This is a genomic window from Chimaeribacter sp. YP20170169, assembly GCF_056739715.1.
The window spans coordinates 1,021,811-1,043,164 of sequence record NZ_CP176824.1; the positions used below are offsets into that span (position 1 = coordinate 1,021,811).

The 21,354-nt window shown below is 63.0% G+C and carries 19 protein-coding genes and 1 pseudogene; 15 read left to right on the top strand and 5 right to left on the bottom strand.

Translation table 11 applies throughout. The features are described 5' to 3' along the window. Positions 1-386 precede the first annotated feature (386 nt). The 6 genes from maeB (at position 387) to ACK3SD_RS04655 (ending at position 9,444) form a co-directional block, all read left to right on the top strand. The gene (maeB, locus tag ACK3SD_RS04630; protein ID WP_137762477.1) at positions 387-2,666 is read left to right on the top strand and encodes an NADP-dependent oxaloacetate-decarboxylating malate dehydrogenase; all 2,280 of its coding nucleotides are present in this window, start codon (positions 387-389) and stop codon (positions 2,664-2,666) included. Between the two features lie 299 nt (positions 2,667-2,965). Further along, complete coding sequence (locus ACK3SD_RS04635) at positions 2,966-3,853, top strand: hypothetical protein (protein WP_481126927.1); 888 nt, start codon at positions 2,966-2,968, stop codon at positions 3,851-3,853. Beyond that, on the top strand, positions 3,843-6,938 hold the full coding sequence (locus ACK3SD_RS04640) for a T6SS effector BTH_I2691 family protein (protein WP_481126928.1): 3,096 nt from the start codon (positions 3,843-3,845) through the stop codon (positions 6,936-6,938). The genes ACK3SD_RS04635 and ACK3SD_RS04640 overlap by 11 nt, the downstream gene beginning before the upstream one ends. Before the next feature lie 372 nt (positions 6,939-7,310). Then, entirely contained in the window at positions 7,311-7,796 is a 486-nt protein-coding gene (locus ACK3SD_RS04645) for a DUF6708 domain-containing protein (protein WP_481127493.1), read from the top strand. Continuing rightward, on the top strand, positions 7,793-8,623 hold the full coding sequence (locus ACK3SD_RS04650; RefSeq protein WP_481126929.1) for a DUF6708 domain-containing protein: 831 nt from the start codon (positions 7,793-7,795) through the stop codon (positions 8,621-8,623). Before ACK3SD_RS04645 ends, ACK3SD_RS04650 begins: the two co-directional genes overlap by 4 nt. Positions 8,624-8,982: 359 nt before the next feature. Further along, positions 8,983-9,444: a DUF6708 domain-containing protein gene (locus ACK3SD_RS04655; protein WP_481126930.1), complete on the top strand. Its 462-nt coding sequence runs from the start codon at positions 8,983-8,985 to the stop codon at positions 9,442-9,444. A 29-nt stretch (positions 9,445-9,473) separates the two neighbouring features. Here ACK3SD_RS04655 and ACK3SD_RS04660 read toward each other — a convergent pair whose 3' ends face one another. From ACK3SD_RS04660 to ACK3SD_RS04675, 4 genes and pseudogenes are all read right to left on the bottom strand, one after another. Continuing rightward, the gene (locus ACK3SD_RS04660; protein ID WP_481126931.1) at positions 9,474-9,923 is read right to left on the bottom strand and encodes a YaiI/YqxD family protein; all 450 of its coding nucleotides are present in this window, start codon (positions 9,921-9,923) and stop codon (positions 9,474-9,476) included. Beyond that, positions 9,923-10,852, bottom strand: a complete 930-nt coding sequence (gene hemF, locus ACK3SD_RS04665) for an oxygen-dependent coproporphyrinogen oxidase (protein WP_481126932.1) — start codon at positions 10,850-10,852, stop codon at positions 9,923-9,925. Before hemF ends, ACK3SD_RS04660 begins: the two co-directional genes overlap by 1 nt. A 63-nt stretch (positions 10,853-10,915) precedes the next feature. Continuing rightward, positions 10,916-11,794: an N-acetylmuramoyl-L-alanine amidase AmiA gene (amiA, locus tag ACK3SD_RS04670; RefSeq protein ID WP_481126933.1), complete on the bottom strand. Its 879-nt coding sequence runs from the start codon at positions 11,792-11,794 to the stop codon at positions 10,916-10,918. Between the two features lie 78 nt (positions 11,795-11,872). Further along, positions 11,873-13,011, bottom strand: a pseudogene (locus tag ACK3SD_RS04675) (GNAT family N-acetyltransferase). Positions 13,012-13,189: 178 nt separating this feature from the next. Here ACK3SD_RS04675 and ACK3SD_RS04680 point away from each other — a divergent pair. Next, complete coding sequence (locus tag ACK3SD_RS04680; RefSeq protein ID WP_137762486.1) at positions 13,190-13,615, top strand: GNAT family acetyltransferase; 426 nt, start codon at positions 13,190-13,192, stop codon at positions 13,613-13,615. Positions 13,616-13,650: 35 nt separating this feature from the next. Here ACK3SD_RS04680 and ACK3SD_RS04685 read toward each other — a convergent pair whose 3' ends face one another. After that, on the bottom strand, positions 13,651-14,037 hold the full coding sequence (locus ACK3SD_RS04685) for a YgiW/YdeI family stress tolerance OB fold protein (RefSeq protein WP_481126934.1): 387 nt from the start codon (positions 14,035-14,037) through the stop codon (positions 13,651-13,653). 141 nt (positions 14,038-14,178) lie between these two features. Between ACK3SD_RS04685 and ACK3SD_RS04690 the strand changes: the two genes are divergently transcribed. The 8 genes from ACK3SD_RS04690 (at position 14,179) to cysM (ending at position 21,354) form a co-directional block, all read left to right on the top strand. Further along, positions 14,179-14,658 carry a DUF2919 domain-containing protein gene (locus ACK3SD_RS04690; RefSeq protein WP_481126935.1) on the top strand — a complete coding sequence of 160 codons (480 nt, stop codon included), beginning with the start codon at positions 14,179-14,181 and terminating at the stop codon, positions 14,656-14,658. Between the two features lie 91 nt (positions 14,659-14,749). After that, positions 14,750-15,355: an RpoE-regulated lipoprotein gene (locus tag ACK3SD_RS04695; protein WP_481126936.1), complete on the top strand. Its 606-nt coding sequence runs from the start codon at positions 14,750-14,752 to the stop codon at positions 15,353-15,355. A gap of 117 nt (positions 15,356-15,472) precedes the next feature. Further along, positions 15,473-16,372, top strand: a complete 900-nt coding sequence (locus ACK3SD_RS04700) for a Dyp-type peroxidase (RefSeq protein ID WP_481126937.1) — start codon at positions 15,473-15,475, stop codon at positions 16,370-16,372. A 216-nt stretch (positions 16,373-16,588) separates the two neighbouring features. Continuing rightward, a complete protein-coding gene (gene cysP / locus ACK3SD_RS04705) occupies positions 16,589-17,611 on the top strand; it encodes a thiosulfate ABC transporter substrate-binding protein CysP (protein ID WP_481126938.1) in 1,023 nt (340 codons plus the stop codon). Beyond that, positions 17,611-18,441 (top strand): sulfate/thiosulfate ABC transporter permease CysT, encoded by an 831-nt coding sequence (gene cysT, locus ACK3SD_RS04710; RefSeq protein WP_137762492.1) that lies wholly within the window; start codon positions 17,611-17,613, stop codon positions 18,439-18,441. The genes cysP and cysT overlap by 1 nt, the downstream gene beginning before the upstream one ends. Then, positions 18,441-19,310: a sulfate/thiosulfate ABC transporter permease CysW gene (cysW, locus tag ACK3SD_RS04715; RefSeq protein WP_137762493.1), complete on the top strand. Its 870-nt coding sequence runs from the start codon at positions 18,441-18,443 to the stop codon at positions 19,308-19,310. The genes cysT and cysW overlap by 1 nt, the downstream gene beginning before the upstream one ends. Further along, a complete protein-coding gene (gene cysA / locus ACK3SD_RS04720) occupies positions 19,300-20,394 on the top strand; it encodes a sulfate/thiosulfate ABC transporter ATP-binding protein CysA (RefSeq protein ID WP_481126939.1) in 1,095 nt (364 codons plus the stop codon). Before cysW ends, cysA begins: the two co-directional genes overlap by 11 nt. Positions 20,395-20,469: 75 nt before the next feature. Then, positions 20,470-21,354, top strand: coding sequence for a cysteine synthase CysM (gene cysM, locus ACK3SD_RS04725; protein WP_481126940.1), 885 nt, complete (start codon positions 20,470-20,472; stop codon positions 21,352-21,354).

Here is a 21,354-nt window from a genome sequence, read left to right on the forward strand (position 1 = left end):
GCCATGCTTGCGGCGGCAGATCACGGGCCGACGCCAGGAGACAGGGCGTCCCATCCTGGCATGGCACAGACTCGGGGGTGGAAAAGAACCGCGGGAGGACGCGCCCTGTGGCGAAGCGGCGCGCCGTGTCATGTCGAGATCTCACTATAGTAAATCGCACAAATTGATCAATATTTATACAATTTGACACCTCTCTTTACAGAATCCTCACGCCGACAGGCCAGCAAATCAGCGGCTTCCGGTAGGTAAATCAGAGTTTCTCCAGGGGGGCGGGCAGGGCTGGGCGGTTGATTCTTTGGCGTGCTTCAACGTTTGTTAAAAATCCCTTCCTATACTGGTGGGGCTGTACCCGCATCCGCCCAATGATAATGACAAGGAGCCTCACAATGGATGACCAACTGAAACAGAGCGCGCTCGATTTCCACCAGTATCCGGTGCCCGGCAAGATCCAGGTCTCCCCCACCAAGCCACTCGCCACCCAGCGCGACCTGGCGCTGGCTTACTCGCCGGGCGTCGCTGCCCCCTGTCTGGAGATTGAGAAAGATCCGCTGGCCGCCTACAAGTACACCGCGCGCGGCAATCTGGTGGCGGTGATCTCCAACGGCACCGCGGTGCTCGGCCTCGGCAACATCGGCGCGCTGGCCGGCAAGCCGGTGATGGAGGGGAAGGGCGTGCTGTTCAAGAAGTTCGCCGGTATCGACGTGTTTGACATTGAGGTGGATGAGCACGACCCGGACAAGCTGATTGACGTGATCGCCGCGCTGGAGCCGACCTTTGGCGGCATCAATCTGGAGGATATCAAGGCGCCGGAGTGCTTCTACATTGAGCAGAAGCTGCGCGAGCGGATGAAGATCCCGGTGTTCCACGATGACCAGCACGGCACGGCAATCATCTGTACCGCCGCGGTGCTCAACGGCCTGCGGGTGGTGAAGAAGAGCATCTCCGACGTGCGGCTGGTGGTCTCCGGTGCGGGGGCCTCTGCCATCGCCTGCCTCAATTTACTGGTGGCGCTGGGCCTCAAGCGCCACAACATCACGGCCTGCGACTCACGCGGCGTGATTTACCGTGGGCGCGAGGCGAACATGGTGGAGACCAAGGCCGCCTACGCCATTGAGGACAACGGCTGGCGCAGCCTGGCGGACGCGATGCCTGGCGCGGACATCTTCCTCGGCTGCTCCGGCCCCGGCGTGCTGACGCCGGAGATGGTGAAGGGCATGGCGCGCGACCCGCTGATTCTGGCGCTCGCCAACCCGGAGCCGGAGATCTTGCCGCCGCTGGCGAAAGAGGCGCGCCCGGACGCCATCATCTGCACTGGCCGCTCCGACTTCCCCAATCAGGTCAACAACGTGCTCTGCTTCCCGTTCATCTTCCGTGGCGCGCTGGACGTCGGCGCGACGGCGATCAACGAGGAGATGAAGCTGGCCTGCGTGCACGCCATCGCCGATCTGGCGCTGGCGGAGCAGAGCGATGTGGTGGCCTCGGCCTATGATGATCAGGAGCTGTCATTTGGCCCGGACTACCTGATCCCAAAACCCTTCGACCCGCGGCTGATTGTGAAGATCGCACCGGCGGTGGCGAAGGCGGCGATGGAGTCCGGCGTGGCAACGCGGCCGATTGAGGATTTCGACGCCTACACCGAGCAGCTGACCGAGTTTGTCTACAAGACCAACCTGTTCATGAAGCCGATCTTCTCGCAGGCCAAAAAAGAGACCAAGCGCGTGGTGCTGGCGGAGGGCGAGGAGGAGCGGGTGCTGCACGCCACCCAGGAGCTGGTGTCACTGGGGCTGGCGTACCCGATTCTGGTGGGCCGCCCGAGCGTGATTGAGATGCGCCTGAAGAAACTGGGGTTGCAGATTGAGGCGGGCCGCGATTTCGAGGTAGTCAACAACGAGTCCGACCCACGCTTCAACGAGTACTGGCGCGAGTACTACCAGATCATGAAGCGGCGCGGCGTTTCGCAGGAGCAGGCGCGCCGGGCAGTGATTGGCAACCCAACGCTGATCGCCGCCATCATGGTGCTGCGCGGCGAGGCGGACGCAATGATCTGCGGCACCATCGGCAGTTACCATGAGCACTTCGCGGTGGTGGAGAAGGTGTTTGGCTTCCGCGAGGGGGCGCACGTCGCCGGGGCGATGAACGCGCTGCTGCTGCCGAGCGGCAACACCTTCATCGCGGACACCTACGTCAATGATGACCCGACGCCGGAGCAGCTGGCGGAGATCACGCTGATGGCAGCGGAGACGGTGCGCCGTTTCGGCATTGAGCCGAAGGTGGCGCTGCTCTCCCACTCCAGCTTTGGCAGCTCTGACAGCCCGGCGGCCTGCAAGATGCGCGAGACGCTGGCGCGGGTCAACCAGCTGGCCCCGGATCTGGAGATCGATGGCGAGATGCACGGCGACGCGGCGCTGGTGGAGAGCATCCGGCAGGACATCATGCCGGACAGCCCGCTGAAAGGTTCGGCCAACGTGCTGATCATGCCGAACATGGAGGCCGCGCGCATCAGCTACAACCTGCTGCGCGTTTCCTCCTCCGAAGGCGTCACCGTCGGGCCGGTGCTGATGGGCGTGGCGAAGCCGGTGCACATCCTCACCCCGATTGCCTCGGTGCGCCGCATCGTCAACATGGTGGCGCTGGCCGCCGTCGAGGCACAGACCCAACCGCTGTAAAGGCGGCCTAAAAAAAGCGCCCAATGGGCGCTTTTTTTGTGGCTGATGTTTGGCCGCATAAGGTTGGCTTGAGTTCCGTTATTTGAATTAATCCAAATTGAATGATGAGCGCAGTAATGTTGATTTAAATCAATGGCATTGCGCTTTTTTTTGACCGATCGCGTAATGCCCAGTGAGACGCATTGCGCCCCGGTGATCTGTTTTTTAATTTAGGCGGCATTATGATTTATCAGGCAGTGGGATGGGGGCCATGAGGCGCTCTCATCCTCCGGCCTGCACCGGAAAGAAGACCACGCCGTATGGAACACGCCGATGCTTATCCTTTCAGCCTGACTGACCCTGCTACCGATTACCGCTACCTCCTGCTGGATCCGCTCAAGCCTCTCTCCTCACGTAATCCGCTGAACATCAACCGCCTGACCACCCAGCTGGGGGAGGCGGCGCTCACCGTGGTGCCGCGCGCCGATCTGGCGCACTCTCCGTGCCACTGCCCGCGGCTGGTGTGCCTTGCCGCGCCGGGCGCGCCCCTGCCCACGGCGCTGCTGGCACAGTCAGTGGCATATGCCCGCGGTGAACTTGCCGCCCGCAAACGCTATGTCTGTGGCTGGCTAGCCACCCCGCTGCCGCCCGCCGAGCTGGCTGCCACCCTGGCGGCCGCGTCCAGCCGGTTGGGTGGGGCAATCGCCGATTACCGGGTCGAACCCTTCTATGAGCCGTTGCGCATGGAGTATCTGCACCGGGTCAAAGGTTTTCAGGGCGTGATCTGGCCCGTTCGGCAGTGGTGGACACTCTCCGCCAGTGGCCACCTCTTTTCTCTTGAGGGCAGGGAGCCGCAAGGCGACTGGCAGCCCACCTGGGGTGTGCTGTGCCTGCTGCAACAGATGGATGAGATTGAGCGCCTGCTCTTTGCCTGGCGACAGGGGGCACCCCTGCCCGCAGACGCCGTGGAGCGTGCCGTCGTTGCCTGGCAGGCGAGCGAGCAGTACGGCCTGACGCAGCCGCAGGATCGCCGCTACCTGGCCTTGAATGCCCTGACAAACACGCTCGATTTGGATCACCCCCTGCTGCAGCCGCTTCTGGCGCGGGCGGTAGCCAATCCCTCCCTTCTCTTTACGCAACTTCTGGCGGGCCTGCCGCAGCGGGCCTGGCAGAGAGTGAGCCATACCGGAGCCGATCATGACGCATGACAGCCAAGCCAGACGCAACCTGCGCCTAATCCAGCAGGTATCCCAACTCCCCAGCGGGTGCAAGGCGTGCCAGCGCACCGGGCTGCCGATCTACCCTCTACGGGTGGCGGCAGTGCCCAACACGCTGGGCGGCTCCGCCTGGCAGCCCTCTGTACCGCCACAGACAGTGGCGCTGACGGGCGGGGAGTATAAATATGCACTGCGCACCCTGCGTGAGGGCTACCTGTATGTGCTGCTGGACAGCGAGGTGTGGCAGGCCTATGAGGTGACCAGCAAAGGGTACTTACGGCAGTTCAATCCCTTCGTGATGCCGGAGGCCGAGCGGGTGGAGCCGCTCAGCGAGCAGTGTGTCACCTATGGGCATGAGATCGCCGCCAGTTTTATCAACCTTGATGACACGCAATACCGTGAGGCGTGGCTGGCATTCAGCAGCGATCCTTGGAGTGCCGAGGTGCTGGCGGCGTATGCCAGTGGCCCGCATCGGCCAGCACGTTTCACCCACATTAACCTGGCGGCCTTGAAACAGCAGCCCGCCACCGTGCCACAGGCGCGGGTGCTGGACACCGGTTTGTCGGTACTGATGGGCGAGGTGGCGGAATTCGTCGCGCCCTATTACCCAAATCTGGAGCAGTTGCCGGGTGAGCCGCTGGGAGGCGCGCACGGTTTTTACTCCCGGCAATCCCAACGGCTGGCGCTGGCCGATTGGGTATGGCAGCAGAGCCAGAGTTTCCACTGCCCAATCAGCGCGCTGGTGCTGGAGGATCCGGTGGGGATTGTGCAGGAGCTTAATACCGGGCGGATGCAGTTGGTGGAGGCGCGCCAGCACTACAACGAGACCCCGGAAATCCGCCACAAATACCTTATCGCCAGTGCCATTGAGCAGGCTCTGGCGGCGATGAAACAGACCATCACCGATGCCAGCCAGCCGCGCCATCAGCCCAGCACCAGCGGCTATCCGGCTTCGGCGCACATTACCGTGCCGAAAGAGCAGGTGGCGCAGGAAGCGTGGCAGGCCCAGATGAGCCGTTTGCAGCGCTACTACCGGGAGGAGGATCGCGCCGCGTTCCTGCGCAATCACCACTGGATATTGGGGGAGTACCAGCGCCGCATCGCGGCCGTCGGCCAAGATCTGGCAGCTTGGTATCGCTCGCCGGGTTGGCTGGCGGCAATCACCCATGACTATGCACCAAAAACCAGCATGGCGGGCTGGGCGGCGCAACTCGCCACTCTGGCAGCCTGCCTCCAGGGCGGCAGTACCGATCCAGAGACCGAAAGTGTCTGGCAGCAGTGGCTGGAGGAGGCGAGCAGCCCGGCCTGGCGCGGCCTGCTGGGGCATCAGGCGTCAGTGCTTGAGGCGGTGTATGCCGGCATGGGCGGTTACACCAACCTGAAGGTGGTGCTCTCGGCCAAGGAGATAGGCGACTACCTGGAGTCGGAGGGGATCAGGCTGGCCATCAGCCACCGGCTCTTGGCGATAAGCGGTGCCGTTACCCGGCTGGGTGCCAATCTCTCCCAGCCTGCGCTGGCGGGCTACAGCCGGGTGGTGCAGGGCATAATCACCCTGCTGACGCAGCAACAGGTCACGCTGTTTACGCTGACGATGAGTCTGGGCGAGTACCAGCAGTTGAACCGTGAGCTGGCGCGCGTACAGCTCACGGCCAGCGGCCTTCCGCGCTTTGGTGGCGTGCTCAGTGAGGGGCAGCAGGTGACACATGCCCTGACGGCAGGCGGCGGGACGCAGGTCACCGATCCGGCGCTGCTGGCCCGCCGGGTCACGGTGACGCTGGTCAGCGACATGGAGCCAGCGGCCTTTGCTGACGCCCTACGCCGTGCGGGCAGCAGTGAGGGCGCGCTGCAACTGCATGGCCCGCTGACAGACAGCCAGCAGATGCGGCACTTCTCCGCGCTGCGCATCTCGTCACTGACGCTGGCCGACGATGCCGGCGAGAGCGGGCCATTCCGCCTGACGGCGGGGCAGACGCAGCAGGTTATTGAGGATCAGGTGCAGTTGGCGCGGCGGCTGGTCAGCGGCAATGTGCTGGGCGGGATAATGAGCATCGGGATGCTCTGCCTGCAAACCAACCTGTTGGCAGGCAACAGCCAAGCGGTACGGGAAGCGGTAGGCGACCAGCCCCAGGCGCAACTGGCACTGCTCTCCAACCTACTGATGATCACCAGCGCCGCGCTGGAGAGCAGTGGCGCCCTGCATATGCTGGTACGCAAAGACCCCTGGAACCTGCCCCCCAATGTGCCCGGCGTACCCGAGTATGTGCACCCGCTACTGCGCGCCGGCGGGGTAATAGCGGGCGTGGCGTCGATTATTGATGGGGCAGGGATGTTGGTTAAGGGTTTGAAATCATCAGAAATGGGGGATCAAAGAGCTTTATTTTGGTACTTGGGAGCGAGTCTTACTACTGCTGTTGGTGGTGTAGTGACAATTTATTTCTCCTACACCTGCCAGTTCGCCCTGTTTGGCCCCGCCGGGTTGGCGGCACTGCTGATTGTGGCCGGTGCGGCGCTGGCGATTGAGGCGGAACGCGCCCGCAGCCGCCCCTTTGAGGTGTGGCTGCGCTGCTGCTGCTTCGGTAAGCCGGAACAACGCGCTGAACATGACCCCGTATGGCATGTGACCCGCCTGGAGGATGCCAGGGCAGCGTTGATGGCCTACCGGGCGGTAATGAGCGGGGTCACGATGGAGCTGGACTACCGCGATATGCTGGGGGAGTCCAGCGGCCATGAGGATCTGGTCACACTGCGCGTTAAATTACCCGGCTGCACTCGCACCGGCTCCGCCTGGTCACTGCGCCTGACGGCAGAGGGGGGCGACCTCCGCCCGCTGCTGGTCGCGCACCACAACCTGCCGACAGCAGCAGAAACAACGCTGCCCTACCAACCACACCACCCCTGGCGAGAACAGTTCAAAAATAGCCTGACGCCCCACTGGGAGGAGCAGGCCCTGCTATTGACCGGCCAGTGCTGGGTCAGGAGTGACCGTTACCCGCGGGCCACCCTGAGCCTGGCGTACTGGCCAGATAAAAATGATCCGCAGGGCCAGATCGCCCTGACGCTGACCACCGAAGATTAAGGAGTAAGCATGAAACAGTCCCGCCCGCCAACCCGCTGGTATGATGACATGGAGGCGTACCATGCTGCCCTGCGTGCCTACTTTGCCCGCACACCGCGCCTGACGCCACGCCTGAAAAACTGGCAGGAGGATCTGCCGCCCAATCAGAGCGTGCAAACCGCACCGGCCAAATTAGTTCACGTTACGGAGATCAATGACATCTGGATGGAGTTGCCGCGTTACCAAAATATTATGTGGGGCGGGGCGTGGGTGGGGATAATTTCCTCTTTAGGATTTATGATTTTTTTCTTTTATTGTTCCGGCCTGATTTTGCGGAATGTATTTATTCAAAGTGGTTTTCTTTCATTAATTTATCCTACTATTTTTATAAGCATGTCCTTGTTGTTACTTTTTTCATTACTACTGCTCCATATCAAAATGGCCCTCTACGTCCCCCGCGACCAACCTATTCGCTTTAACCGTGCGCGCCAGAAGATTTATGTCTTTGACTATCACCGCACCTGGAATCCCTGGGCGCACTGGTCAGCCAGCGTCAGGGTTTTTGACTGGGCAGATGTGTATGGCGAGCTGGCCTATGACCCGGACCGCTACAGCCAGGGATACCCGTTGTTCTGTGCGGTGTGCAAGCCCGGCACCCATGAGGTGCTGGAGCGCTTCGAGCTGAGCCGAGCGATGCTAAACCCAGAGCCGCAGCGCCGGTTGTGGAGCTTCTGCTGCCAGTACATGCAGTATAAAGAAGTAGACCGGACGCCGCTGCTGCCGGGGCGGCCAGAGAGCTGGGTGCCACGCGCCAGCCAGCGCTGGCCGGAAGAGATTGAGCGTGAGTCCAGCAGCACACCGGGGGAGAAGCACGAATGACGCACTGGTATGATGACATGGAGGCGCACCATGCTGCCCTGCGTGCCTACTTTGCCCGCACTCCCCGTCTGACGCCGCGCCTGAAAAACTGGCAGGAGGATCTGCCGCCCAATCAGAGCGTGCAAACCGCACCGGCCAAATTAATTCACGTTAAGGAGATCAATGACACCTGGATGGAGTTGCCGCGTTACCAAAATATTATGTGGGGGGGGGCGTGGGTTGGAGTGGTTGCTTCATTCTTATCTTTTTGCGCTGCATTTTTTTATATGGCAATCATTTTGTATAGCGCATTGAGTAAAGGTAATTATTATTTTGTTATATATTTTTTACTAATTATGTTCCCTTCTTTGTTTTTTATTTTTTCTATGTTCTTACTCCAACTTAGAATGGCCCTCTACGTCCCTCGCGACCAGCCGATTCGTTTTAACCGTGCGCGCCAGAAGATTTATGTCTTTGATTATCACCGCACCTGGAACCCCTGGGCGCACTGGTCAGCCAGCGTCAGGGTTTTTGACTGGGCGGATGTGTATGGCGAGCTGGCCTATGATCCGGATCGCTACAGCCAGGGATACCCGTTGTTCTGTGCGGTGTGCAAGTCCGGCACTCATGAGGTGCTGGAGCGCTTCGAGCTGAGCCGGGCGATGCTAAACCCAGAGCCGCAGCGTCGCTTGTGGAGCGTCTGCTGTCAGTATATGCAGTATAAAGAAGTAGACCGGGCACCGCTGCTGCCGGGGCGGCCAGAGAGCTGGGCACCGCGCGCCAGCCAGCGCTGGCCGGAAGAGATTGAGCGTGAGTCCAGCAGCGCACCGGGGGAGGGGCAAGAATGACACACTGGTATGATGACATGGAGGCGCATCATGCTGCCCTGCGTGCCTACTTTGCCCGCACCCCGCGTTTGACGCCACGCCTGAAAAACTGGCAGGAGGATCTGCCGCCCAATCAAAGCGTGCAAACCGCACCGGCCAAATTAATTCACGTCACGGAGATTAATGACACTTGGATGGAGTTGCCCCGTTACCAAAATATTATGTGGGGCGGGGCATGGGTAGGCGTGGTTTTATCAGCTTTTACTTTCTTAATATTTTTTTATTTCCCATGTGTGATTATGTACAGAATTATTTTAAGAAATAATTTTTCGGTTGTATTTTCCTTTTTGCCATTTTATCTCTTTTTCTTGATTGTGATATTGTCACTATTACTGCTCAATATCAAAATGGCCCTCTACGTCCCCCGCGACCAACCTATTCGCTTTAACCGCGCGCGCCAGAAGATTTATGTCTTTGACTATCACCGCACCTGGAACCCCTGGGCGCACTGGTCAGCCAGCGTCAGGGTCTTTGACTGGGCAGATGTGTATGGCGAGCTGGCCTATGACCCGGACCGCTACAGCCAGGGATACCCGTTGTTCTGTGCGGTGTGCAAGCCCGGCACCCATGAGGTGCTGGAGCGCTTCGAGCTGAGCCGAGCGATGCTGAACCCAGAGCCGCAGCGCCGGTTGTGGAGCGTCTGCTGTCAGTATATGCAGTATAAAGAAGTAGACCGGGCGCCGCTGCTGCCGGGGCGGCCAGAGAGCTGGGCACCGCGCGCTAGCCAGCGCTGGCCGGAAGAGATTGAGCGTGAGTCCAGCAGCGCACCGGGGGAGGGGTGATGCCCATCTGAGCGGGCATCGGGCTGGCCTCACCTCTTCCGCTGTTGCAGCCACTTGTCGAGTTCATTGGCGAACTGCTGGCGGTCGCGCTGGTTGAGCGCCGGTGGGCCGCCGGTCTGGACGCCGCTGGCGCGCATGGTGTCCATGAAGTCACGCATGTTCAGCCGCTCGCGGATGGTGTCCGGCGTGTAGCGCTCGCCGCGTGGGTTGAGCGCCACCGCGCCCTTCTCAATCACTTCGGCCGCCAGCGGGATGTCGCTGGTGACCACCAGATCGCCCGCCTCCACGCGTTTCACAATCTCATTGTCCGCGACGTCAAAGCCAGCTGGCACCCGCAGGGTGCGCAGGAAGCGCGAGGGCGGGGTGCGGATCGACTGGTTGGCGACCAGCGTGACCAGCGTGCCGGTGCGGTCGGCGGCGCGGAACAGCACCTCTTTGATCACGTTCGGACAGGCGTCCGCATCTACCCAAATCGCCATCAGCGCGCCCCCTGATCGGTGGCCAGCCAGTCACGCACCGGCAGGAAATCGCGCGTCAGCGCCGCCTCCGGGCTGTCCGGGGCCGGCTCGTAGCCATACTCCCAGCGCACCAGCGGCGGCATCGACATCAGAATCGACTCGGTGCGGCCGCCGCTCTGCAAACCGAACAGGGTGCCGCGATCCCACACCAGATTGAACTCCACATAGCGGCCACGGCGATAGAGCTGGAAGTCGCGCTCGCGCTCGCCCCAGGTCAGCGCCTTGCGCCGCTCGACAATCGGCAGGTAGGCGTCAAGGAAACCGTGACCCACCGCTTGCGTGAAGGCAAAGCAGGTGTCGAAGTCCGGCGTGTTCAGGTCATCGAAGAACAGCCCGCCAATGCCGCGCGCCTCGTTGCGGTGCTTGAGGAAGAAGTACTCGTCGCACCACGCCTTGTAGCGCGGGTAGATCTCCGCGCCGAAGGGGCGGCAGAGCTGCTCGGCGGTGCGGTGCCAGTGGATGGCGTCCTCCTCAAACCCATAGTAGGGGGTGAGGTCAAAGCCGCCGCCAAACCACCACACCGGCGGCTCGCCCGGCTTCTCGGCGATGAAAAAGCGCACGTTGGCGTGGCTGGTCGGGATGTAGGGGCTGTGCGGGTGGATCACCAGCGACACGCCCATTGCCTGGAAGCTGCGGCCCGCCAGCTCTGGCCGATGGGCGCTGGCGGAGGGCGGCAGTGACGCGCCGGAGACGTGGGAGAAGTTGACGCCCGCCTGCTCAAACACCGCGCCATGGGTCAGCACCCGGCTGCGCCCGCCGCCGCCCTCGGCACGTGTCCACGCATCCTCCACAAAGCTGGCGCGGCCATCGGCGGCGGCGAGCTGTTCACAAATGCGGTCTTGCAGGGAGAGGAGGAAGGTTTTTACCAGGTCGATGCTTGGATGGCTCATAACGGGGTCACGCGTTCAGGAAACAGGCCGCCAGTATAACGCATTGCCCCGTTGATGGCAGGGTTAACGCGGTTTTCGCTCGTGGCTGTCGAAATAGTGGAAGAAGCTGACGATGCCGTCGGCAATCGCCTGGGCGATCTGCTGGCGGAAGCGCGGCGTGCTCAGCAACTGCTCCTCGGTATGGTTGGTGATGAAGGAGGTCTCCACCAGCACCGAGGGGATCGATGGCGATTTCAACACCGCAAAAGCCGCCTGCTCGGTGGTTTTGCTGTGCAGGTGGTGCACCGGGCGCAGCTTCTCCAGCACGTGGTGGCCGAGGGTCAGGCTGTTTTTGATGGTGTCGGTCTGCACCAGATCAAACAGCACCTGTTGCAGGTAGTTGTTGTCCTGCGCCGCGTACTTGCCGCCGGCCACTTTGTCGGCGTCATTCTCCTTCTGCGACATGTAGCGCGCCATCGCGCTGCTGGCACCACGGTTGGAGAGGGCAAACACCGAGGCACCGGAGGCGGCCGGGCTGGTGAATCCGTCGGCATGGATCGAAACGAAGAGATCCGCCTGATGCTGGTGGGCAATCTCCACCCGCTGGTAGAGCGGGATAAAGTGGTCGCTCTCGCGCGTCAGCCTCACCTCGATGTTGCTGTGCTCGCCGAGGCAGCGTCGCACGCTGTTGGCGATCTCCAGCACGATGTGCTTCTCCTGCGAACCTTCATGGCCGACCGCGCCGGAGTCAATGCCGCCGTGGCCGGGATCGAGCATCACCACTTTTTTGGCATTGGCTGGCTTGGGCGGCCGGGCCGGGTGGGTAGGCTGCGGCTGCGCGGCGGCCGTGCGTGCGCCGAACAGCCCGAACGCCAGCCCCAGCCCGGAGATCAGCAGCGTGCGGCGCGAGGGGGAGGCGGGCAGCGGGCGGAAACGCAGGAACTTGTGCAGCGGGTTAAGCATCGGTCATCACCATCATGGCTAAAAAGGTGATGTTATATAGTATCCGTCCGGGGCGATCGACCCCGGAACTATTACCGATTATGAACGGGGCGGGACGTCTGGCTGGCGGAACGGCAGCACCTGCCGCGCCCCCTCCGCCCAGTCGCCCACCTCGGCGCGCTCCTGTGCCAGAAAGTCAGCCACCGCCTCGCGCAGCCCAGGGTGGCGCAGGTAGTGCCAGGAGTCGGTGAGCACCGGCTCAAAGCCGCGGATCAGCTTGTGCTCCCCCTGCGCCCCGGCGTCAAAGCGCGCCAGCCCGTGGGCAATTGCCCACTCAATCCCCTGATAGAAGCAGGTCTCAAAGTGGAGCTGGTGATACTCCGCCAGACAGCCCCAGTAGCGGCCATAGAGGGTGTCGCCATCCACCAGACAGAAGGCCATCGCCACCGGCTGGCCGTGGCGGCGCGCCTCCACCACCTGGATCGCCTCTGGCATCCGCGCCGCCAGCAGGCTGAAGAACGCGCGCGTCAGGTAGGGCGACTGGCCGCGTACCGCGTAGGTGTTGGCGTAACAGGTGTAGACGAAATCCCACTCCGCCTCGCTCAGCGTATGGCCGGCGCGCCAGACAAACTCAATGCCGAGCGCCGCCACCTGCGCGCGCTCCTTGCGGATCTGCTTGCGCTTGCGCGAGGTCAGGGCGTCAAGGAAGTCCTGGAAGTCGCGGTAGCCGTGGTTGCGCCAGTGGTACTGGCACCCCTGGCGGCGCAGCCAGCCCGGCTGATCAGCGAACAGCGCGTTGTCATCGGCAAGGGTGAAGTTGACGTGCGCGCCCGACAGGCCCTGCGCCTCCAGATATTCAGGCAGCGCCGCCAGCAGGCGGGCGGCGGATGACGGATCGCCCAGCAGGCGCGGGCCGCTGACCGGGCTAAAGGGCACCGCGCCGAGCCATTTCGGGTAGTAGGGGATGTGGGCGCGGCGGCAGGCGTCGGCCCAGCCGTGGTCAAACACATACTCGCCGTAGGAGTGGCGCTTGCGGTAGCCGGGCAGGGCGGCGCGGCAGCGGCCCCCTCCAGCCACAGCAGGTGCTCGGCGCGCCAGCCGGTCTGCGGGCCGACGCTGCCGCTCTCCTCCAGCGCCGAGAGGAAGGCGTGGCGCAAGAAGGGCTGGCCGGTCGGCAGCAGGGCGTCCCAGTCGGCGGCGGCGATCTGGTCAAGGGCGGCGAGGGGGGTCAGTGACATCGGCAAACTCCTGCGGGCGGCAACGGGCAATCGTGCCAATGTAGCAGAGCCTGCCGCCCGGCGGCGTGGAAAATGCTTAAAATTCGTTTAGCCGTGGCGTCGCAAGGCAATTTAATATTGCGTCACCGGCAGATCCCGCGATAATCAAGAATAATCTGAACAATAGCGGCGAACGATCATGGAAATTCGCGTATTTCGGCAAGACGATTTTGAAGAGGTCATTACCCTGTGGGAGCGCTGCGATCTGCTGCGCCCGTGGAATGACCCAGAGATGGACATTGAGCGCAAGCTCAACCACGACCCAGACCTGTTCCTGGTGGCGCAGGTTGGCGGCCAGCTGGTGGGTACGGTGATGGGCGGCTATGACGGCCACCGTGGCGCGGCCTACTACCTCGGCGTGCACCCGGACTTCCGGGGGCGCGGCATCGCCAATGCGCTGATGAGCCGGCTGGAGAAGAAGCTGATCGCCCGCGGCTGCCCGAAGATCAACCTAATGGTGCGCGAGGAGAACGACGCCGTTACCGCCATGTATGAGAAGATGGGCTACGAGATGGCGGACAGCATCGCCCTCGGCAAGCGGCTGATTGAGGATCAGGAGTACTGATCCCTACCCGCCGGCGAGGGCCGGCGGGCATCCCATCACAGCACCTTCTTCACGCTCTTTACGTCCACTCCCAGGCTGCTCCACTCTTTGTCCACTTCCCCCTCGAGCTGCACTTTGTCGGTGGGGGAGACGCTCTGACCATTCCAGCGTTTGGCGTCAATCTCCACATTCAGGCTGCCGGTGTTGTCGCGGAATACATAGCGGTCATCGCCGGTCTGGCGTTCAATGTGGCCCTCCAGCCGCACCCAGGCGTCATCTTTCATCTCCTTGACCTGCTTGACGCTGCTGACGTGCGGGCCGGGGCCGGTGAAACCGCCCTGGCTGGCCTGCGCTGGCGCGTTGGGCGCGATAAAGCCGCCCTGTTGGGCGAAGGCGGGCAGGGTGCACAGGGCAAGCAGCGGGGCGAGGATCGCTTTTTTCATGGGGCATCTCCTTATGGTGTCAGGCGGCGACGGCTGGCGCGGTCGCCTCTTTGAGTGATTAAGTAAAGCAGAGAATCGCAAGGTGTTCATCGTCACGGCCTTTTTTTGCTACCCTCTCACTTTTGCCGCTGGGGATCTGCCATGCCGCGCGTATTTTCACCTGATGACCACCCCTCGCCCGAGGATTACAACGCCCATGGCTGGCTGCGCCTGCCGCTGCTGTTCTGGCTGGTGCTGGCGCTGCTGGCGCGCACCTGGCTGCTGTTTGTGATGGCCGCCGCCTCCGGCAATCAGGGCGACAGCCTGCTGACGCTGTTCTACCCGGATCGCGAGCGCTTCTGGTGGGGCATCGCGCTGGGCCTGCCAGCGGTGCTGCTGTTTTTGCTCAGTGGCCGCCGCCACCTCTGGCCGCGCCTGTGGCGGGGCGGCGAGTGGCTGCTGCTGGCGACGCTGGCGGTCTCGCTGGCGGTGCAGGCCGCCGCGCTCTGGCAGGGGATCGGCCTCGGCCAGCCAGCGCTCGGCGACCTGCTGCTGACGCTGGCGGACGCCACGGCCCTGGCGTGGTGTGGGCTGAGCCACCGCCTGAAACGCGCCTTCCGGGCCGGGGAAAATGGCCTGTGACGGCACTTTTTGCCGCCGCAGGACTCCAACCTGCCGGAACCCTTCTTCCCGCTGGCGATAAATCTGCCGGCGAATGCCAACTGGAGCCTTTATGTACCCACGTCTTACCCCCCTGCGCCCCCTGCTGCTGGCCCTGCCGCTGCTGCTAACAGGCTGTGCCACCGTCTCCTCCGTGATGCCGGATCTCTCCAGCCTCAACCCGATGAACTGGTTCAGCGGCACTCTGGAGGTGAGCGAGCAGGGCGTCGGTGGGCTGACCGCCGCCACGCCGATGGATGAACAGGCAATCCGCGACGGACTGAAGAATGACTTCACGCTGCGCAATGGTATGGCCACCAACAATGGCCAGATCGTCGCCTTCTGGCAGGCGCTGGAGGATGACAAGGTGGCGCTGACCATCACCGGCCCGCAGCAGGGCAAGGTGGCGCGCATCGACGTCACCAGCGACGCCATCGCCACTGACAGCGGCGTGGAAATTGGCACGCCGTTCAGCGATCTCTACAGCAAGGCGTTCGGCGCCTGCCAGATGGGGCAGGGCGACGATGAGCAAGGCGTGGAGTGCGCCGCGCCAAACAGCCGCCACCTGAGCTACGTCTTCAGCGGCACCTGGCACGGCCCGGCAGGCCTGATGCCAGCCGACGACAGCCTGAAAAACTGGAAAGTGAGCAAGATCATCTGGCGGGCAGAGGCGCGCTAAACCTTTCTCACCGGGAGGGGCGATTCCCCATGCACCCTCCCCGGCAAACCGATATGATAACGCCCCGAAAGTGACAGCCGTATTCGCGGCTGGCCGGTTTGCAATGAGGATATAACAATGACACAGGTTCAGAGCGGCATCCTGCTGGAGAAGTGCCGTTTTGCCATCTATCTGGAAGCCAATATCCAGGGTGAGTTCGAGGCCCTGCGCCAGGGGTGCCGCAGCTTCTGCCAGAAGCTGCAAGAGATGCAGCGGGCCTTCCCGCAGGAGAACCTCGGCGCGACCATCGCCTTCGGTTATGACATCTGGCAGGATCTCTCGGGCGGGCAGGGCGCGCCGGAGCTGAAAAACTTCCTGCCGCTTGGCAAGGGGCTGGCCCCCTCCACCCAGCGCGACATGCTGATCCACATCCAGTCGCTGCGCCATGACGTCAACTTCGCGCTGGCGCAGGCCGCGCTGGCTGCCTTTGGCAGCGCCATCCATGTGGAGGAGGAGACGCACGGCTTCCGCAATATTGAGATGCGTGACCTAAGCGGCTTTGTCGATGGCACCGAAAACCCGCAGGGTGAGCAGCGCCGTGAGGTGGCGATTGTGGCCGAAGAGCAGCCAGACGCTGGCGGCAGCTACGTGTTTGTCCAGCGCTGGGAGCACAACCTGCGCCAGTGGAACCGCTTTAGCGTCGAGCAGCAGGAGCAGGTGATTGGCCGCACCAAGCTGACCGACGAGGAGCTGCCGCGCGACAGCCGCCCGGACACCTCCCACGTCAGCCGCGTTGACCTGAAAGAGGAGGGCAAGGGGCTGAAGATCCTGCGCCAGAGCCTGCCCTACGGCACCGTCAGCGGCAAGCACGGCCTCTACTTCCTCGCCTACAGCGCCCGGTTGCACAACATCGAGCAGCAACTGCTGAGCATGTTTGGTGACTTGGATGGCAAGCGCGACCAGATGCTGCGCTTTACCCGGCCGGTGAGCGGCAGCTACTTCTTTGCCCCCTCCCTGACGCGCCTGCTGGCGCTCTGACCCTTCAGGCCGGCGTGGGTCGGCCTCTCTATTCGTCCCTGTTTTTCTGCGTGTTTCCCGCCACCGCTGGCGTCTTTCATTGCTTATAGCTTTTCATGCTTGGAAATCACCAAATGGTATATAAAAGCATTACAGCTCAGCATAGAGTTATAAATACACTGTTAACACATGGCAGACCCGATGCCCCGGCCTGTCGGGCGGTGAGACAGGTGCAGAATGAAAGCAAGGTTAAGGAAGTCCCGGTTCTGGCAAGCAGGTGCGTGGGTGACGTTGTTCGCCGCTTCCGCCGCGCCGGCCGCCGAACTGCTCAACAGCTCCTATGATGTGGCCCGCGAACTGTTCGCCGCCCTCAATCCGCCTTTCATCCAGCAGTGGGATGCGCAGCACCCCAACGACCCGCTGACCATCCGGCAGTCGCATGGCGGCTCCTCAAAGCAGGCGCTGGCGATTTTGCAGGGGCTGAAGGCGGATGTGGTGACCTATAACCAGGTGACGGATGTCCAGATCCTGCATGACCGCGGCAACCTGCTGGCGGCGGAGTGGCAGGCGCGCCTGCCGAACCGTAGCTCCCCCTTCTACTCCACCATGGCGTTCCTGGTGCGCAAGGGCAACCCGCTCGGCGTGCACAACTGGGGCGATCTGGTGAAGCCGGGGGTAAAGCTGGTCTTCCCGAACCCGAAGACCTCGGGCAATGGCCGCTACACCTATCTGGCCGCCTGGGGCGCGCTGGAGCAGGCCAATCAGGGCGATCAGGCGAAAACCCGCGACCAGATGCGCCAGCTGCTGAAAAATGTGGCGGTGTTTGATACCGGTGGCCGGGGAGCCACCACCACCTTCGTCGAGCGTGGCTTGGGCGACGTGCTCATCAGCTTCGAGTCGGAGGTGAACAACATCCGCAAGCAGTATGGTGCGGAACAGTATGAGGTCATCGTGCCGCCGGTCGATATTCTGGCGGAGTTCCCGGTGGCCTGGATTGATAAAAATGTGCGGGCCAACGGCACCGGCGAGGCAGCAAAAGCCTATTTGACCTGGCTCTACAGCCCGCCGGCGCAGCGCATCATTACCCAGTTCCACTACCGGGTCTATGACGCGCAGGCGATGGCCGCTGCCAGGGAGTCGTTCCCACCCACCACGCTGTTCCGGGTGGAGGAGACCTTCGGCGGCTGGCCGCAGGTGATGAAGAGACACTTCGCCAGCGGCGGCGAGCTGGATAAATTGTTAGCACAAGGGCATGAGTAATGTTGTTGGCCAGTAAACGCGTTCTACCCGGATTTACCCTTAGCCTCGGCAGCAGCCTGCTGTACGTCTGCCTGATCCTGCTGCTGCCGTTGAGCGCGCTGGTGATGCAGCTGTCGCAGATGACGCTGGCGCAGTATTGGGAGGTGGTCACCAGCCCGCAGGTGGTGGCGGCCTATAAGGTCACGCTGCTGTCGGCGGCGGTGGCCAGTATTTTCAATATGTTTTTCGGCATGCTGATGGCCTGGATCCTGACGCGCTACACCTTCCCCGGCCGCAGCCTGCTCGACGGGCTGATGGACTTACCCTTTGCCCTGCCGACCGCGGTGGCTGGCCTGACGCTGGCTGGCATGTTCTCGACGACCGGCTGGTATGGCGAGTGGCTGGCGCAGTTTGGCATCAAGGTCTCCTACACCTGGCTCGGCATCGCGGTGGCGATGGCCTTCACCAGCATCCCGTTTGTGGTGCGCACCGTGCAACCGGTGCTGGAGGAGCTGGGGCCAGAGTATGAGGAGGCGGCCGAGACCCTCGGGGCCAGCCGCTGGCAGAGTTTCCGTCGCGTGGTCTTGCCGGAGGTGGCACCGGCGCTGCTGGCCGGGACTGCGCTCTCGTTTACCCGCAGTCTGGGGGAGTTTGGCGCGGTGATCTTTATCGCCGGCAACATCGCCTGGAAGACAGAAGTGACGTCCTTGATGATCTTTATCCGTTTGCAGGAGTTCGACTACCCGGCGGCCAGCGCCATCGCCTCGGTGATTCTGGCGGCCTCGCTGCTGTTGCTGTTCGCCATTAACACGCTGCAAAGCCGCTTCGGCAAGCGTCTGGGAGGCCACTGATGTCTGATTTGGCCTTCAATGGCGCGGCACGCGCGCGGGTGAACTGGGGCAAGTGGGTGCTGATCGCCCTTGGCGTGGTGATTTCGGTGCTGTTTCTGGTGGTGCCGCTGGTCAGTATTTTCGTCACCGCCTTCTCCAGCGGCGCGGCGGCGGTGTGGCAGAACCTGGGCGACCCGGACATGCTGCACGCTATCTGGCTGACGGTGCTGATCGCGCTGATTACCGTGCCGGTCAATTTAGTGTTCGGCACCCTGCTGGCCTGGCTGGTGACGCGCTTCAACTTCCCCGGCCGCCAGCTGCTGCTGACGCTGATTGATATCCCGTTCGCCGTCTCGCCGGTGGTGGCGGGGCTGCTCTACCTGCTGTTCTGGGGCACCAACGGCCCGGCGGGCGGTTGGCTGGACGCCCATGACATCCAGATCATGTTCTCCTGGCCGGGCATGGCGCTGGTGACCATCTTCGTAACCTGCCCGTTTGTGGTGCGCGAGCTGGTGCCGGTGATGCTGAGCCAGGGCAGTCAGGAGGATGAGGCGGCGGTGCTGCTTGGCGCCTCTGGCTGGCAGATGTTCCGCCGCGTCACGCTGCCGAACATCCGCTGGGCGCTGCTGTATGGCGTGGTGCTGACCAACGCCCGTGCCATCGGCGAATTCGGCGCGGTGTCGGTGGTTTCCGGCTCCATCCGTGGCGAAACCTATACCCTGCCGTTGCAGGTGGAACTGCTGCATCAGGACTACAACACCGCCGGGGCCTTTACCGCCGCTGGCCTGCTGACCCTGATGGCAATCGTAACCCTATTTCTGAAGAGTGCCCTGCAATGGCGCCTGGCGCGCGCAGACAGCCGCCTTGAGGAGGAAAAGAATGAGCATTGAGATCGATAAAATCAGCAAATATTTTGGCCGCACGAAGGTGCTGAATGATATCTCGCTCGATATTCCTTCCGGCCAGATGGTAGCGCTGCTGGGGCCGTCCGGCTCCGGCAAGACCACGCTGCTGCGCATTATCGCCGGTCTGGAGAACCAGAGCGGCGGCCGCCTGAGCTTCCACGGCAAAGACGTTACCCGCCTCCATGCGCGTGACCGCCAGGTGGGCTTTGTGTTCCAGCACTATGCGCTGTTCCGCCACATGACGGTGTTTGACAACATCGCCTTTGGCCTGACGGTGCTGCCGCGCCGCGAGCGCCCCTCGACTGCCGCCATCAAGCAGAAGGTAACGCAGCTGCTGGAGATGGTGCAGCTTGCCCACCTCGCCAACCGCTACCCGGCCCAGCTCTCCGGCGGCCAGAAGCAGCGTGTGGCGCTGGCGCGCGCGCTGGCGGTGGAGCCGCAGATCCTGCTGCTGGATGAGCCGTTTGGCGCGCTGGATGCACAGGTGCGCAAAGAGCTGCGCCGCTGGCTGCGCCAGTTGCATGAGGAGCTGAAGTTCACCAGCGTCTTCGTGACCCACGACCAGGAGGAGGCGATGGAAGTGGCCGACCAGGTGGTGGTGATGAGCCAGGGCAACATTGAGCAGGTGGGCGCGCCGGATGAGGTGTGGCGCGAACCGGCGACCCGCTTCGTGCTGGAGTTCCTCGGCGAGGTCAACCGCCTCGACGGCGAGATCCGCGGCTCGCAACTCTACGTTGGCCCGCACCACTGGCCGCTCGCCATCGCGCCGCTGCATCAGGGGCCGGTGGATCTCTTCCTGCGCCCGTGGGAGATGGAGGTGAGCAGCCAGCCGAACCCGCGCTGCCCGCTGCCAGTGCAGGTGCTGGAGGTCAGCCCGCGCGGCCACTTCTGGCAGTTGACGGTGCAGCCGCAGGGCTGGCATCAGGAGCCGATCAGCGTGGTGCTGACCAGCCACGAGAGCGAAAAGGCGCCGGTACGCGGCAGCCGCTACTACGTTGGCAGCCTCAACGCGCGCCTCTATGCTGGCGACCAGCCGCTACAACCAGTTGCGTTGGCGCAGAGTGCCTGATAATTTTTAGGCACCATAGTGCGCAAGGGCGGCCCTGGAGGCCGCCCTTTTTATTGACTCCTCGAAGGCCCAACCGTGACCACCACCCTGGAACACTGCATCGGCAATACGCCGCTCATCAAATTACAACGCCTGACTGCCGGACTGGAGAGTGAGATCTGGGTCAAGCTGGAGGGGAACAACCCCGCCGGATCAGTGAAGGATCGTGCCGCCCTGTTCATGATCCAGCAGGCGGAGCGGCGCGGCGAGCTGCGTCCCGGCGATACGCTGGTGGAGGCCACCAGCGGCAACACGGGCATCGCGCTGGCGATGATCGCCGCGTTGAAGGGGTATCGCCTGAAGCTGCTGATGCCCGACAACATGAGCGCCGAACGGCAGGCGGCGATGCGCGCCTATGGCGCGGAGCTGATTCTGGTCAGCCGTGAGCGGGGGATGGAGGGCGCGCGTGATTTGGCACGCCAGATGGCACAAGAGGGGCAGGGGCGGGTGCTGGACCAGTTCAACAACCCGGACAACCCGCTGGCGCACTACACCACCACCGGCCCGGAGATCTGGCAGCAGAGCGCGGGTCGCCTGACCCACTTTGTCTCCAGCATGGGCACCACCGGCACCATCACCGGCGTCAGCCGCTACCTGAAAGAGCAGAGCGACCGGGTGCGGGTGGTGGGGCTGCAACCGGCGGAGGGGAACCAGATCCCCGGCATCCGCCGCTGGCCAGCCGCCTACCTGCCGGGCATCTTCCGCCCGGAGCTGGTGGATGAGGTGATGGACATGACGCAGGCCGAGGCGGAGGCGACCACCCGGCGGCTGGCGCGCGAAGAGGGACTCTTCTGCGGCGTCAGTTCCGGTGGCGCGGTGGCCGCCGCGCTGCGGATCGCCGCCGCCCAGCCGGGCAGCGTGGTGGTGGCGATCGTCTGCGACCGCGGCGACCGCTACCTCTCCACCGGCATCTTCGGCTAG

Coding starts and splice junctions, on each gene's coding strand:
- maeB (WP_137762477.1), top strand. CDS start 387: ATGGATGACCAACTGAAACAGAGCGCGCTCGATTTCCACCAGTATCCG.
- ACK3SD_RS04635 (WP_481126927.1), top strand. CDS start 2,966: ATGGAACACGCCGATGCTTATCCTTTCAGCCTGACTGACCCTGCTACC.
- ACK3SD_RS04640 (WP_481126928.1), top strand. CDS start 3,843: ATGACGCATGACAGCCAAGCCAGACGCAACCTGCGCCTAATCCAGCAG.
- ACK3SD_RS04645 (WP_481127493.1), top strand. CDS start 7,311: ATGTCCTTGTTGTTACTTTTTTCATTACTACTGCTCCATATCAAAATG.
- ACK3SD_RS04650 (WP_481126929.1), top strand. CDS start 7,793: ATGACGCACTGGTATGATGACATGGAGGCGCACCATGCTGCCCTGCGT.
- ACK3SD_RS04660 (WP_481126931.1), bottom strand. CDS start 9,923: ATGGCGATTTGGGTAGATGCGGACGCCTGTCCGAACGTGATCAAAGAG.
- hemF (WP_481126932.1), bottom strand. CDS start 10,852: ATGAGCCATCCAAGCATCGACCTGGTAAAAACCTTCCTCCTCTCCCTG.
- amiA (WP_481126933.1), bottom strand. CDS start 11,794: ATGCTTAACCCGCTGCACAAGTTCCTGCGTTTCCGCCCGCTGCCCGCC.
- ACK3SD_RS04680 (WP_137762486.1), top strand. CDS start 13,190: ATGGAAATTCGCGTATTTCGGCAAGACGATTTTGAAGAGGTCATTACC.
- ACK3SD_RS04685 (WP_481126934.1), bottom strand. CDS start 14,037: ATGAAAAAAGCGATCCTCGCCCCGCTGCTTGCCCTGTGCACCCTGCCC.
- ACK3SD_RS04690 (WP_481126935.1), top strand. CDS start 14,179: ATGCCGCGCGTATTTTCACCTGATGACCACCCCTCGCCCGAGGATTAC.
- ACK3SD_RS04695 (WP_481126936.1), top strand. CDS start 14,750: ATGTACCCACGTCTTACCCCCCTGCGCCCCCTGCTGCTGGCCCTGCCG.
- ACK3SD_RS04700 (WP_481126937.1), top strand. CDS start 15,473: ATGACACAGGTTCAGAGCGGCATCCTGCTGGAGAAGTGCCGTTTTGCC.
- cysP (WP_481126938.1), top strand. CDS start 16,589: ATGAAAGCAAGGTTAAGGAAGTCCCGGTTCTGGCAAGCAGGTGCGTGG.
- cysT (WP_137762492.1), top strand. CDS start 17,611: ATGTTGTTGGCCAGTAAACGCGTTCTACCCGGATTTACCCTTAGCCTC.
- cysW (WP_137762493.1), top strand. CDS start 18,441: ATGTCTGATTTGGCCTTCAATGGCGCGGCACGCGCGCGGGTGAACTGG.
- cysA (WP_481126939.1), top strand. CDS start 19,300: ATGAGCATTGAGATCGATAAAATCAGCAAATATTTTGGCCGCACGAAG.